The sequence below is a fragment of the Enhygromyxa salina genome (assembly GCF_002994635.1).
Lineage (GTDB): Bacteria > Myxococcota_A > Polyangia > Nannocystales > Nannocystaceae > Plesiocystis > Plesiocystis salina_B.
This window is the reverse complement of record NZ_PVNL01000047.1, coordinates 58,425-71,397: the sequence shown is the minus strand read 5'-3', so window position 1 is coordinate 71,397 and position 12,973 is coordinate 58,425. Positions and strand designations below refer to the sequence as shown.

At 67.3% G+C, this 12,973-nt stretch carries 13 protein-coding genes and 1 pseudogene; 5 read left to right on the top strand and 9 right to left on the bottom strand.

All coding sequences use genetic code 11. The features are described from left to right. Window positions 1-3: 3 nt before the first annotated feature. Both ENSA7_RS12070 and ENSA7_RS12065 read left to right on the top strand, forming a co-directional pair. Entirely contained in the window at window positions 4-1,962 is a 1,959-nt protein-coding gene (locus ENSA7_RS12070; protein ID WP_106089408.1) for an ABC transporter permease, read from the top strand. Window positions 1,963-1,968: 6 nt separating this feature from the next. Beyond that, window positions 1,969-3,477, top strand: coding sequence for an ABC transporter permease (locus ENSA7_RS12065; protein WP_106089407.1), 1,509 nt, complete (start codon window positions 1,969-1,971; stop codon window positions 3,475-3,477). 32 nt (window positions 3,478-3,509) lie between these two features. Here the strand turns inward: ENSA7_RS12065 and ENSA7_RS12060 are convergent, their stop codons facing one another. Further along, a complete protein-coding gene (locus tag ENSA7_RS12060) occupies window positions 3,510-4,127 on the bottom strand; it encodes a TetR/AcrR family transcriptional regulator (RefSeq protein ID WP_181233667.1) in 618 nt (205 codons plus the stop codon). A 54-nt stretch (window positions 4,128-4,181) separates the two neighbouring features. Between ENSA7_RS12060 and ENSA7_RS12055 the strand changes: the two genes are divergently transcribed. Next, on the top strand, window positions 4,182-5,120 hold the full coding sequence (locus ENSA7_RS12055; RefSeq protein ID WP_106089405.1) for an SDR family NAD(P)-dependent oxidoreductase: 939 nt from the start codon (window positions 4,182-4,184) through the stop codon (window positions 5,118-5,120). A 231-nt stretch (window positions 5,121-5,351) separates the two neighbouring features. On the opposite strand, the gene ENSA7_RS12050 is transcribed toward ENSA7_RS12055, so the two are convergent. The 4 genes and pseudogenes from ENSA7_RS12050 to ENSA7_RS46125 form a co-directional block, all read right to left on the bottom strand. Next, window positions 5,352-5,810 carry a leucine-rich repeat domain-containing protein gene (locus ENSA7_RS12050; protein ID WP_146157606.1) on the bottom strand — a complete coding sequence of 153 codons (459 nt, stop codon included), beginning with the start codon at window positions 5,808-5,810 and terminating at the stop codon, window positions 5,352-5,354. A gap of 621 nt (window positions 5,811-6,431) precedes the next feature. After that, the gene (locus ENSA7_RS12045; protein WP_106089403.1) at window positions 6,432-6,740 is read right to left on the bottom strand and encodes a hypothetical protein; all 309 of its coding nucleotides are present in this window, start codon (window positions 6,738-6,740) and stop codon (window positions 6,432-6,434) included. A gap of 52 nt (window positions 6,741-6,792) precedes the next feature. Next, a complete protein-coding gene (locus ENSA7_RS46130) occupies window positions 6,793-7,140 on the bottom strand; it encodes a transposase (RefSeq protein ID WP_106089402.1) in 348 nt (115 codons plus the stop codon). Window positions 7,141-7,171: 31 nt separating this feature from the next. Further along, window positions 7,172-7,549 (bottom strand): annotated as a pseudogene (locus ENSA7_RS46125) (transposase zinc-binding domain-containing protein); the annotation flags it as partial. Between the two features lie 4 nt (window positions 7,550-7,553). On the opposite strand from ENSA7_RS46125, the gene ENSA7_RS12030 reads away from it, so the two are divergent. Beyond that, complete coding sequence (locus ENSA7_RS12030; protein WP_106089401.1) at window positions 7,554-8,702, top strand: tetratricopeptide repeat protein; 1,149 nt, start codon at window positions 7,554-7,556, stop codon at window positions 8,700-8,702. 163 nt (window positions 8,703-8,865) lie between these two features. Here the strand turns inward: ENSA7_RS12030 and ENSA7_RS12025 are convergent, their stop codons facing one another. Together ENSA7_RS12025 and ENSA7_RS12020 are read right to left on the bottom strand one after the other, a co-directional pair. Further along, complete coding sequence (locus tag ENSA7_RS12025; RefSeq protein WP_146157605.1) at window positions 8,866-9,729, bottom strand: hypothetical protein; 864 nt, start codon at window positions 9,727-9,729, stop codon at window positions 8,866-8,868. 181 nt (window positions 9,730-9,910) lie between these two features. Then, window positions 9,911-10,702: a tetratricopeptide repeat protein gene (locus tag ENSA7_RS12020; protein WP_181233666.1), complete on the bottom strand. Its 792-nt coding sequence runs from the start codon at window positions 10,700-10,702 to the stop codon at window positions 9,911-9,913. A gap of 202 nt (window positions 10,703-10,904) precedes the next feature. Between ENSA7_RS12020 and ENSA7_RS12015 the strand changes: the two genes are divergently transcribed. Then, window positions 10,905-11,369, top strand: a complete 465-nt coding sequence (locus ENSA7_RS12015; RefSeq protein WP_219907952.1) for a VOC family protein — start codon at window positions 10,905-10,907, stop codon at window positions 11,367-11,369. Here ENSA7_RS12015 and ENSA7_RS12010 read toward each other — a convergent pair. Together ENSA7_RS12010 and ENSA7_RS12005 are read right to left on the bottom strand one after the other, a co-directional pair. Beyond that, the gene (locus tag ENSA7_RS12010; protein WP_106089398.1) at window positions 11,277-11,780 is read right to left on the bottom strand and encodes a SpoIIAA family protein; all 504 of its coding nucleotides are present in this window, start codon (window positions 11,778-11,780) and stop codon (window positions 11,277-11,279) included. The genes ENSA7_RS12015 and ENSA7_RS12010 overlap by 93 nt on opposite strands. Before the next feature lie 338 nt (window positions 11,781-12,118). After that, window positions 12,119-12,919 (bottom strand): hypothetical protein, encoded by an 801-nt coding sequence (locus ENSA7_RS12005; RefSeq protein ID WP_106089397.1) that lies wholly within the window; start codon window positions 12,917-12,919, stop codon window positions 12,119-12,121. Window positions 12,920-12,973 lie beyond the last annotated feature (54 nt).

The window sequence follows — 12,973 nt, the reverse complement described above, 5'->3', positions numbered from 1 at the left end:
TGGATGAGCCGTGGTGAGGTGCGCGAGCATCCCGCGCTCCCGGCTCTCTATCTGCTCGCGCTGGGTACGCCCGCGCTGGCCGTGACCGAGGGGCCAACCTGGGTCAGCGTCATCGGCTGGGCCGGCGCGATCTCGCTTGCGCTGCTGATCATCAGGTTCGTGCTGGTCGGGTTCACCGGCTACGAGCGGCTCGTGGGTCTGCGGATCATCCGGCGCGCCGGGTTCGACCCGCTGGCCTCGGCCTCGAGCTCGGACTCGACCCCGGATCCGGGCTTCGAGCCGACCCCGGTGTGGACGCGCGGACCCTTTTGGCTGGCGCTGTTCTGGATCACGGCCGCGCTCGGGCTGATCGCGCTGGTCGGCTTCAACTACACAGTGGACCGCGACGACGCGGCGATGCTCGAGCTGTTCAAGCCGCTGCGCGTGGGACTGGTGTTCTACGTGGCCGTCGCCAGCTTCGCCGGCTTGCTCGTGCTGATCGGCCAGCGCTTCTCGGTGTTCGGCACCACCTCGATCATCGGCGTCGTGCTCGGGGTCGCGGCCTTGTTGGTCGTGCAGTCGGTTGCGACCGGCTTTCAGCACGAGTTCGAGCGCCGGGTCCTGGGCGTCTACGCCCACATCAACGTCACCCGGGCGTTCGGCATCTCCGAGTATCGGCGGTTCGAGGGCTGGCTGCGGACCCTGCCCGGGGTCGAGGGCGCGAGCCCGTTCGTCTATTACGCGATGGCGCTGGCGCCCTACACGGGCGGACCCGTCACCGAGGGCTCGCCGGGCGGCGCGGGCGTGGCCGGCAGCGACGTCAAGCTCGCCAGCGTGTTGGTCAAGGGCATCGAGCCGAGCACGGCCGATCAGGTCATCGATCTGCCCCCGCACCTCGAGCGCGGCAGCGGCCGGGTCATCCCGCTCACGGATCTGCGCAGCAGCTACGAGCTGATGCCAGTGCCCGACCGCGCCGACGGGGACCTGCCGCAGGTGATCGCCGCGACCCCCGATCCGCGCGGTCCCGGCTGGTACGACGACGCGATCACCCGGTGGAACACGACCGAGCACGGCGAAGATCCGTTTCGCATCGGTCGCACCCACATCGATGATGACGTGTGGGAGGACCCGCCCGACGCGACCCTGGACATCCCCGTTCAGGATCGGATCGACACCAGCTCGCTGCCGACCATCTTCATCGGTGTTGGGCTCGCCCGCGAGCTCGATCTGGGCGAGGGCGACATCGTCCGCCTGGTCGATCCCGGCGCGACCTTCGACCACAGCGAAGAGCCTAAATTCGTCTATTACCTAGTCGCTGGCGTGTTTCAGGCTGGGTTTCAGGAGTACGACAGCCGGCTCGTCTACGTCGACATCAAGGAGCTGCAGCGCTTCAAGTTCCGGGGTAAGGACATCGTCTCGGGCGTCGACCTGCGCCTCTCGGATCAGGACATGGCCGAAGAGGTCGGCGCCGCGATCCGAGACGCGCTCAACACCACCGAGATGGCCGAGTACTCCGTGCTCGAGTGGCAAAAGCTCAACGAGAACCTGTTCTCGTCGATCCGGACCCAGAAGAACATCATCACGGTGATCCTCTCGCTGGTGATCTTCGTGGCCAGCTTCAACGTCCTGTCCGCGCTGTGGACCATGGTGATCCGGCGGACCCCCGAGGTCGCGATCATCATGTCGATGGGCGCGACCGGGCCTCAGGTCGCGCGGATCTTCCAGGTCACGGGCATGACGATCGGCCTGGCGGGCTCGCTCGCCGGGGTCGTGTTTGGCCTCGTGATGTGCTGGCTGGTCCAGCTGTATGGCTACACCCTGGATCCCGAGGTCTACTTCATCGAGCAGCTGCCAGTCGAGATCAGCCTGGTTCAGATCGCCTGGATCTTGGGGCTGGGCCTGGTGATCTGCTTCATCGCCACGATCCCGCCCTCGCTGCGGGCCGCGCGGCTGCGCCCGGTCGAAGGGCTGCGCTACGAGTGACCGCCGATGTCTGGTGCTGGTGCTGCGCCTGGCCGGGGTGGGTTCATCGTGTTGGTGGCGTCGCGGCTGATCCTGCGTCAGGACACGGCGCCCACGTGGGCGCGTCGACTCGCCTGGGCTAGCCTCGCTGGCCTCGCGCTCACCGGGCTCGGACTGGGCGTGGGCTGGCGGGGGCCGGGGATCGTCGCCGGGTTCTGGCTGGCCGGCTTCGCGCTGTTGTCGGCCGCGTTGATCGTACACCTGCGCGCGATGTTGGTGGTCGCCGTGCTCGGGCTCGCGCTCGGGGTTGCGAGCCTGTTTGTGGTGTTGGGCGTGGGCTCGGGGATCGAGGGCCTGCTGGTGTCCTCGCTCGCCCGGCTCAACGGCCACGCGATGGTCAGCAAGTACGGCCTGGACTTCTATGAGTACGAAGCTGTCGCGGAGCAGCTCGAGCGTGACCCCCGGGTTCGCGCGGCCTCGCCGTTCGTGTTTGGTGTGGGTGCGATCGTCGTGGTCGACTCCAGCGAGACCGGGGGCGAGACCGGGGGCGAGACCGAGAGCGCCAGCGCCGAGTCGGACAGCGATCAGTCTCCGGTGATCGTGAGCATCAAGGGCGTCGATCCACAGCGGCTCGCCGGCTTCTCCTCCACCCGAGAGCTGTTCGCCGTCGGTGACTTCGACTCGCTGCGCCCGGCCGGTCCGCGCACGTTGCCGGGGATCGTGCTCGGCACCCGCCTCGCGCGACGCCTCGGCGCGCGGCCCGGCTCGCGCGTGCGCCTGGTCGTGCCGGCCAGCATTCGCCAGGACGAGGACCCGAGCGAGAGCATGGACGAGCCCAGCTTTGGCGAGTTCGAGGTGCTCGGCCTGCTCGACACCGGGTTCGCCGAGTTCGACGCCAGCTTCGTCCTGGTCCACATCACCGCCGCGCAGGCGGTCGTGTTTGGTCAGGCGCGGGCGTCTGGGATCGAGATGGAGTTCGAGCGCGCGCGGCTGGGCACCGCGCTGCCGATCGCGAGGGAGCTCACCGTCGAGCTCAATCGCCCGCGCACGGACCAGCGCTTGTTGCCGTGGTACCGGGCGTCGAGCTGGGGCGAGCGGTCGGCGACCTTGAATTCGATCCGCCAGACCAAGGCGCTGCTGGTCCTGGTCCTGAGCTTGATCGTGCTCGTGGCTTCGGGCTCGCTGCTCGGCGCGCTGCTGCTCATGGTTCGGCGCGAGCGTCGGCATATCGGGGTGCTCGCGGCGCTCGGGGCCAAGCCGCGCCAGCTGTTTTGGGTGTTCGAGAGCGTCGGCGTGGGGATCGGGCTGGCGGGGTCGGTGCTCGGGCTGGGGCTCGGCGCGCTGAGCTTGTTCGCGCTGTCGATGCTGCGGCTGGAGCTGGACGCGGACATTTATATGATCGACCACCTGCCGGTCGCGTTCGTGTTTGCTGATCTGCTGATCCCGACTGGGATCGCCGTGTTGGTGTGCGCGCTGGTGACGGGGCCGATCGCTCGGGGGGTGAGTCGGATTCGGCCGATCGCGCTGGTGTCGTGAGCTGTCGTTGGTCGCCCGCTCGGGGCTACTAGTCAGTCGTCGAGCCGCACGTGTGGCGGGAGCGGCGAAGGGACCGGCGAGATCGCTCGAAAGCCCGCGAGTAGGGCCGTCACCGCGTGCTCGAGCCCCGCCTCGACGCTCGCGCGCGATGCCACGCCGCGGGCGAGCTCGACCCGACCGAGAAGGAAGGCCCACAGCGCGAACGAGGCGGCGTCGGCAGCGTTGGGCGTCTCCGCCTTGACGATGTCGCGCACGTCGACCCACAGCTCGACCCAGGCGTCGTGTGACGGATGCTCGATCGCCGGCTTGGCCTGATTCAAGGCATCGAAGGCGTGAGGGCGCTCCATCGCGAACCGAAGAAACCGACGACACATGTCGAGCACGTCGGTGTCCGGTGAACGGTTGGCCTGACGGTGGTCGAGTCGCAGCGCCGCCTGCAGCTCCCGGATCGCAGCCTCGCCCATGAGCACCACGAGCCCGGCTCGGTCTCCGACATGCCGATAGAGCGCGTTCGGGGTGACCCCGAGATCGCGGGCGACGTCACGCAGCGACCATGTGGCCCAGCCCTTGGCCTCGGCCACGGCGAGCGCACGCGGCCCGAGGGCCTCCGGTTCGATGCGAGCAGGAAACGGCACGAGGAAGGTTGACACAGTATACCTTACCCAGTAAAGTTCACAGTGTCTACCTTCGAACAGGAATTCTAGATGACCAATCAGGGCCATGTACTCATCACTGGTGCTACCGGCGGCCTCGGCCGCAGGACCGCGCTCAACCTCGCAAGCCGCGGTTTTGACCTGCTCATCGGCGGCCGCCGTCCGGACGCGGTGGACGCGGTCTGTCAGGAGATCCGAGCCAAGACCGGACGAGACGCCCGGCCCTTCGTGGCCGACCTCGCCGACCTCGCCGACGTGCGGCGTGCGGTCGAGGTGCTGAAGGCAGACGAGGGGCTTCGCCTGCACGGCTTTGTAGCCAACGCCGGCATCAACACGCTCAGGGACCAGCGCAGCAAAGACGGCTACGAGCTGACCTTCGCGGTCAACGTCCTGTCCCACCAGCTCCTGCTGCTCGAGCTCGCGGATCGGCTCGCCGCGGGGGCTCGTGTCGTCATCGTGAGCAGCGGCGTGCACGATCCCGACAACCGGCTCGCTCGTCGTTTTGGCATCCCGATGCCCGACTGGATCGGCACCCGTGCCCTCGCGCTCCCGGAGGAGGCGCCCGAGACCCACCGGACGCTCGACGGGCGGCAGCGGTATTCGAACTCCAAGCTCGCCAACGTGCTTCAGGCCCGCGCGCTGCAACGGCAGCTGCGAGAGTCGGGCGGCGACGTCGACGTCTTTGCGATCGATCCGGGCCTCATGGTCGACACGGATCTGGCTCGCGAGATTCCGGCGATACTGCGGCCGATCTTGCGCGTCATCGGTCGCCTGCTCACGCCTTTCGTGGACAACATGCGGCTCTCTCCGGTGGCCGCCGGGCATGTGGCGGATCTGATATCGGATCCCAAGTGGAGCGGCACGGGCTTCGCCTACTTCGACGGCGACCACCGCCGGCCACCCTCGCCGGACGCTCTTCGTGATGACCTACGCGATGAGCTGTGGCGCGAGAGCGTACAATTGCTCAAACCGGCCGAAGCACCCATCTGAGTTCCAGATCTGGTATTGCATTTACGTGATCGCCGTCAGCTAATGGGGACGTGAGCTCGACGGTGTCGAAGCCGTGGAAGACGGCGCCTGTGATCTCGACGACCTCGTGACGGGCTTCACACGTGCGCTCGCCGACGCGCAGTGGTCTCGCGCCCTGGCATGGCTCGGATGCTTGCGCGATCGACAGCCCGAGCTCGAGCTCGCTCTTCGCCTGCCTCGCGTGATCCCTCCCTAGCCGAGGATGATCTGCGCGCCCTGCCACTGCGGTGCGCGCTTGATCGCGTCGCGCAGCGCGCCCGAAATCCCGTTGCGGTAGAGGTTCAGCCAGCGCAGCTCGCGGAGGTATGGAGAGGCGAGCAGCGCTTCGGCTCCGCCATCGCCGATGCTGTTGTTGTGGAGCGAGAGGTAGCGCAGCCCTGACATCGACGGGCTTTGAGCGAGCGCTTGGGCGGCGGCCGGACCGACATGGCTGCCGCCTATATAGATGACCTGAAGGCCGTGGATCGACCGGAGCAAGGTGTCGATGAGCTGATCGCCGTCGCTGTAGCGAGCCCGGAAGGTCTGCAGCTCGCGCACTCCGCCCTCCCGGATCATCCGGCGAAGGAGCGCGTTTCGATCGCGGATCGGATGCAGGGGGCGGATGTCGAGGACGCGGAGGAGCCGGAGGTAGGGGCGAACGTGGCCCGCCATGAGCTGGCGCAGGACAAAGCGAGAGGGGGCGCGAGTCGCCGCGGGCCAGCGCTCGACGACGGCCTCGACGAGCTCGAGCGCTCGCTCGAGAACAAGTCCATCTGGACAGAAGACGAGGCGGTTGAGGACCTCGCCCCAGGTGGTGGAGGGGTCCCCTAAGGCCTCTTGCAGGGCGAAGAGGCGCTCTTCGTCGCTCTGTCGGCGTCGTGTCATCCGTGGGCTGGGTCCTTCTGTTCGTGTTCGAGAGCGGGGTATGTCGAGAGCGGGGCTCGGCCGATCCTTGGGAAGATGGCTCAGGGTAGTCTGCGGGCGGGGGGATCGGTCGGCCTCGGGGGGCTCGAGGGTGCTCGTGGTGGTGACGAGGCATCGCCAAGGTCGCGGGTCGCGGGTCGCGGGGCTGGCCGACAGGAGGGGAGCGGATAAGACATCCGATGCGGGGTCGCGGGGTGCGTGAATGTCGCGCCGCCCCGCGCTCGACGTGCTTGTTGGCCGGCGAGGCGCATCGCGGACGGGTCAGCTGCCGGACAGGACCCGTTCGGCACGATGTCGCCCCCGAACGAAGCCGGCCCCGTGCACCCGAGGCACGGCTCGACGAGCACAACTCGAGCAGAGTCGGGTCGGTCACGCCGCGAAGTCGAACTCGAGCTGGCCAGCTGGGGCTGGCCTTGGCCGCGGAGGCGGACGGGGACCGAGACCCAGATCGGCGAGCGCCCGTGCGATGTCGTCGGGCCTGTTGGCGATCTTCACCAAGCGCATCGCACCGCGGCAGCGGGGGCAGGTCATGATGTCGACCGCGAACACCCGCGAGAGCAGCCACGCCCATGGATGTCGAGAGGGTTGCTTGGCGAGCCCCTCGAGCGCGGTCGGATCGCCCGCGAGTGACAACGGGATCTGCGTCGGCTCAGCGCGCTTGGGTTCGGGGCCTGGCACGACCTCCGGCCGCGCTTTGACTGCGGGCGGTCTGGCGGCCGTCCTCGTCTACCTACGCGGACTCCGGCCAGCAAGCTGGCCTCCATCCGCTCCGGTTGGCGTGAGCCGCGAGCACGCCGTGATAGCGCAACATGTGGAGCCTTGGTGGCGGGATCAGGGCACACAGCCGCGCGATGAGGTCGAGCGGAGCGAGCAAGACTGCATGCACGCCATTTTTCCATGCGTGCCGAAAGTTGTAGCGGCAGCGACGATCGGCGGTGAGCTCGAGCCGCTCTTGGGCGATCGGCGGCCGCGCGACGTAGGAGCTGCGCCTTCGCTCGGCGCCGAAGCGAGCGGCGCAGCGAGACGATGAACGCGTCGAGCACGTCAGCGCACAGCTTGCGGTCGTAGCCCATCGCATAGCGCAGCCGCCACGGCAGCGAGCAGACCCACTGCCGCACCGGGACCTCCGGGAACACCTCGTCGACGAGGTGGGCCGCGACGTCAGCCATGCGCCGGCCCGTGCATGACGGGCAGAACCCTCGCTTCTTGCAGGAAAATGCCACGGCCAGCGACTCGCCACATTGCCGACAAGCAAAGTGGGCGAGGCCGTGCTCGAGCATGCCGCAGCGCAGGTACGCCTCGAACTCCTCGACGATGAAGTCGGGCAAGCCGCCGGACTTGTCGGCGGGCTCGAGGAAGGTCGGCCAGTGCTCCTCGATGAGCTGGTACAGCAGCGTCTCGTCGGGCCGGCGGCGCTGGTAGCTGTCTCGACGCGGAGTCGTCGAGCACGGCGAGCACCCATCTGAGTCCCAGATCTGATATTGCATCCAGGTGCTCGCCGTCAGCTACTGGGGACGTGAGCTCGACGGTGTCGAAGCCGTGGAGGCCGACGCCTGTGATCTCGACGACCTCGTGACGGGCTTCACACGTGCGCTCGCCGACGCGCAGTGGTCTCGCGCCCTGGCATGGTTAGAGTGCTTGCGAGACCGACAGCCCGAGCTCGAGCTGCACGTTCGGGAGCTCGCCGCTTGTGTTCGGCTGATCCAAGACAAGGCGTTGCTCGCGGCGCTCGTTCGCATGAGCTCGTCCGCGCTCGCGCCCTTCGACGATCTCGATCATCGCCTGCCCAACGCGGTCGCGGCGACGCTTGCGGATCGGCTGAGTGAGGACCACGAGGACTGGGTCGTGTCTGCGCGTGCGCTGCACGACGACCGCGACGATCCTCGGGTCGCCGCGGCGGTCGAGCAGATCGGTCGGCGAGCACCGGGCGAGCTTGGCACCACCGAAGCGCTCGAGGATCTGCTGTTCGAGCTGGCATCGAGCTGTGAGGACCCGGGCTGGTATGCCCTCAGCGCGTGGGTGGCGTCGCGCCAGACCGAGCCTCAGTTCGAGGACGCCACGATCCGCGAGTTCGCTGAGGCGGCGCTGCGTCTGCGCCCCGAGGTCGCGCTGAGCCACGCGCTGCGCGTGCAGGTGTTGCTGAACCTGGATGATGAGGATGGCGCGAGAACGGTATTTCAGGCCGCCGTGGCGACCCACGAGGATGACCCCTGGTGGCTGTGGGCGCTGCTGCGAGCCGCCTCGGTCGATGTTGATCTGCCCGAGGTCTGCGATGCCGCGTACGCGAGCGTGATGCGAGGCTTCGAGGGTGACGCGCGCATGGTTTCTGTGGTCGTGGCCCACCACGAGGCGGCTGCGGCGGTTGTTCGGCGCGGGAAGTCTACCGCTCGTACGTCTGTGGTAGCAGCCGACAAGCGGCAGCTCGCGGCCTCGGCAGCTTGGGCCGTCGCCGAACTCGGCATGGGAGGAGGCGTCGTCGCAGTCGCTGGGCTCGGCGTCAGCGACGAGGTGGACGTACGGGCGGCGGCGAAGATCGGCACGACCGTGGATGGCTATCGTGAGGGTAAACGCTGGATTGGCATTGGTACGGTTGGCTTTTTCGTGATTCTGTATGTGGTGTTTCACTTGCTGACGTTTTGACGAGACTCGATGGTTCGCTACTTTCAAGTAGCTGGAGGCTCATGGTGGTATCGTGTCACTGCGGGAGCGACGCCAACTATGTCCGTCCCGACTCGCCCCGCTCGCTCTCAACGTCACGTGTCGGCCACTTCCGAAGTCGTTGTTTCCACGTAGGCCGTAGACTTCACAGCCCCAGCTGCAGTCGACGAGCCAGCTTCCGCGCCGTCAACCACCCATGCATGCCCATCGCGTATGTGAAGTCCAGCGGTCGGAGCTGCACGACGATCGGGAGCGCGTACCCCTCCTCGAAGTCCGGGTTCTGCTCGAGAAAGAACCGGATCAGCGGATCGTCGGTCGTCGCAACGTACGCTCGCAGGCGATCGTCGAGACGCGTCGCGAGGGGCTTGGCGATGAGGTGCCCACAGCGCTGCTCGCCGGCCAAGCCCTCCTCACACAGCGCTCGCATCACGGCGTCGCCGGAGCGCTCCGGGCTCGGATGCATCCGTGCCGCCCGTCGGTGGATGAAGCCGTACGAGACCGGATTGGCACACAGACCTACGTAGTACCGCGGCACGTCGATGGACAGATGCGTGCGCGCATATCGGAGCGCAGCCACGGTGAAGGCCAGGCTCGACAAGCTCTGGGCCTGGTGTTCGGCGGTGACGTGGGCCCCGGCGCGGATGATCTCGAGCTCCTGCCCGAGCACCGGTTGCCGGCACACGTGGCCGCGAGCGAACGCGATCGGACCGTCGGCCGCGTGCACGAGCACGACCGTGTTGAAGACGCCAAATACCCGGTGATCGAGCACGTGATCGAGGTACTCGGCCGGCCCAGAGGCGGTCCCCGCCCGGATTGCCTGCGGAGCCGTCGCGTAGGCCGCGAGCATGATTGTGGTCAGTTCAGCTCGGAGCCGCTCGAGCGTCGCTTCGTCGGCACGCAGAACGTCGACCACCTCGAGCTCGAGCTCAGCGCCGCGATAGCGTATCGGGCGACGCGAGTGAGCTTCGGCGGCGCACGCTCGCAGAATCTCCGTTGCGACGTCGTTCATGGTGCAGGCTCGCGTGAATCCGATGTGCTCGAGGCGCGCCAGCATGCCTTGGCCCCGGCGGACGTCAACTCCCCCCTCGCAAAGAGAGCCGCGCTCGCGCGGAGCCACTGTGGGGCAGTCCCCCGATCACCTCGGCCAGTCGTCGAACTAACTGTCCTCGGCGTTCGCCTCAATGAGCGCTCTAGCCCTCGGTCGGCGGTTCGACGCCCGCCGCGTTCTCTTTGGCCTTGAGCTCCGCGAGCTTCGGCTGCGCGACATCCTTCGAATAGGTCGAGCAGCAATCTTGCTGGATGTACTGCGACCACTGGTCGACCGACTTGGTGATCTCGCCCTGCGCCTCGTACACCATCGCCGCGCCAGCGTAGGAGTCCTGGTCGCCCGGCCAGTTGGTCTGCGCCTTCATGAACGTGCGCAGGGCGGTGTCGTACTCCTTGGCCGCGAGCTGGGTCTCGCCGAGCTCGCGAAACACATGCTTGATCTTCGGGTTGATCTCGCCGACCTCGGTGAGCACGGCCTTGGCCTGCTCGAGCTCGCCGGACTCGCGCAGCGCGACGCCATACTCCAGGCCGAACTGCTCGGTGTCGTGGTCGAGCTCCCACGCCTTGCCCAGGTGCTCGGCGGCCTTGGGCCAGTTCTCGGCGCCCGAGTAGGCGCGGCCGAGCGCGGCGCGGGCTTCGGCGTCGTCACCGTTCTGCGCGACGGCCTTCTCGAGTGGATCCACGGCGGCCGCAAAATTTCCGCGGTCGAGCTCGACCCGGCCGAGGCCGGTCAGCGCCGCGACGTTGGCGGGCTCGTTGTCGAGCACCCACTGGTAGCCCTCGGCGGCCTCGTCGGTCTTGTTGTTTCGCAGGTTGGAGTCCGACTCCGCGAGCTTGGCGGCGATCTGCTCCGGGAGGTTGGGGTCGACCTCCTTCGGCTTGCAGGCGGGGAGGATCAAGATGGCAGCGAGGGCAAGACCGAAGGCTCGTTTCACGTCGAAGGCTCCTGGGGGGCAGGTCAGAGGTCGAGTTATCACGGCTCACGGCGCGCCGTCCACGCTGCATTTGTTTCGTCGGCACATCGCTGCTGACGATAGATTTGCGGGACTTCAGCCCAACGCGTGGCTCGTGAGCACGGGCTGGAAAAACTCGTGCGTCTCGACGCCTGGGCCTCGAATCTGCGCCTAAGATCCGGGGGTGAGCGACGCTACCGACGCTGCCGATTCATCGACCCCCCCGCTGTTGGGCCTGCGCCATCTGGCCCTGAACGTGCCTGGTGCCCGCTACGCGGCGACGGTGCGGTTTTATCGCGAGGGCATGGGCATGCGCACCGACTGGGAGCCAGATGACTCGGCCGTGTACCTGACCTCGGGGACCGACAACCTCGCGCTGCATCGGGTCGAAAACGTGACGCGCAGCCACCCGCCGTTTGACCATCTGGGCTTCATGGTTCCCGATGGTGCCGCGGTCGAGGCCTGGCACGCACGGCTGAGCGCAGGGGCCGAGCAGCTGGGGATCGAGATCTTGGCCAGGCCACGTCTGCACCGCGACGGCGCGACTTCGTTCTATCTACTCGACCCGGCTGGCAACAAGCTGCAGATCGTTCACATCCCCAGCGTCCAGGCTGGCGTCCAGGCTGGACTCGAGGACCCTGGCGTCTGAGTTGCCAGAGTTGCCAACGGGGCGGCGCTCGCCCAGCCACGCCAGCGCCTGGGCTTCACCCAGGAAACAGCACAGCTCGAGGTTGAGGTTGTGGGACAGGGCCAGCGCGGCGGTGCGGAGCACGGAGGATGTTGCGACCAGCGCCACGCGGCGGATCCCGGCGCGGCAGGCCAGCATGAACCACTCGCGTGCGAGGGCAGGGGTGCCGGGGCCGTAGCCCGAAGCGGTCCGAAGATCACATAAGACGGCGTCGGGTGCGTGATGCTCGATCCGCTGGATCAAGTCTCCGAGGCGCTCGCTGAGCATTCCGACATCAATGAAGCCCTGTAGCTGTAGACGCAGTAGATCTGCGTTGCCGCATCCAGGCTCGACGGTCGATGTCACGTCGCTGCGTAGTTGGCTGTAGTGCATGCTCGAGTCCGGGGGTGAGAACGAGCCTGGCTCGAAAGAGCGAGTGAGACGTCTCGGGCCGAAGCCGGCGAGAAATCGCAACAGTGGTGGATTGGGCCCAGGTCTGGAGACCAGTGGGGCAATCTGGGACAGAGTCCAAGGTCACGGCTCAATCAACAAACGAGAGCGCCGAGACGACAGCAACCTAACCGATTTGGCCAGGCTTTTCAACCGAATTGGTTACCGACACGCGACGCCGAATCAGCGGCGAGGTGCTCGCGCCGAGCACCGCGCCGCTGTGAGCGACATCGATAAATTTTTGCGCGCTCTCGGGATCAATCCGAGGCGAGCGACGACCACTACTGTTCGTAGCAACCGGCAGCGCTGCACTCGATGTTCAGCCGCACCGGGTAGCCAGCTCCCACCGGAGTGAACTTGAACACGGCAGCCATTCCGACGGAGCTCCCGCTCGCGCTGAGCGGCTGGATACCGACCTCGCCGAGCAGCACGCCGTTGAGCGCGCGATCTGGATCGGGCACGACGCGATAGCCGTTGTTGCCCGAGCTGGTCAGCTCGCAGTCGAGCTCGGTCTCGAGCAGCTTGGTGCTGCCGCCGACCTGGTAGGCCGTGACACGCAGGCGATCGATGCCCTCACTGCTGCAGTTGCCAAACCCGCCGACACCGAGCCGCCACGCGATCTCGAGCTGGGCGGGACGAGCGGTCAGCGAGGCTTCGTGGCTGCTCTCGGCGGCCTCGAAGATCTCGATGGCTCGCTCGCCAGCGGTGTCACCGAGGTTGTCGAGGACCGCCACGCTGTTCGAGTCGTAGCCTTCGACAATGAGCGAGTAGATGCCGGGCTCGAGATCCTCGAGGACGATGTCGGAGTTGTCCGCGCACGCCACGTCTTCGCTGTAGACGACCGTCTGGTTGTCGGCCGGGCCTTGGACCAGCTCCGCGCGCATCTCTTCGATGCCGAGCTCGGCGCAGGTCTTGTTGTTGCCGAGTACGTAGCTGACAACCAGCGAGCCGGGGCCCCTGTCGGGCGCGCAGCCAAGCAGCGAGCTGGCGGCGAGTCCGACGCCGAGCAGGCCTGCGAGCGGCACGATCTTGGTGGAGAGTGACAGCGACGAGTGCGGACGGGATGAGCTCGAGTAGGGCATGGGGAGACCTCGCAAGAAGGTAACCGCGACGTCGGCCCGAGGCGAATTGGAAGA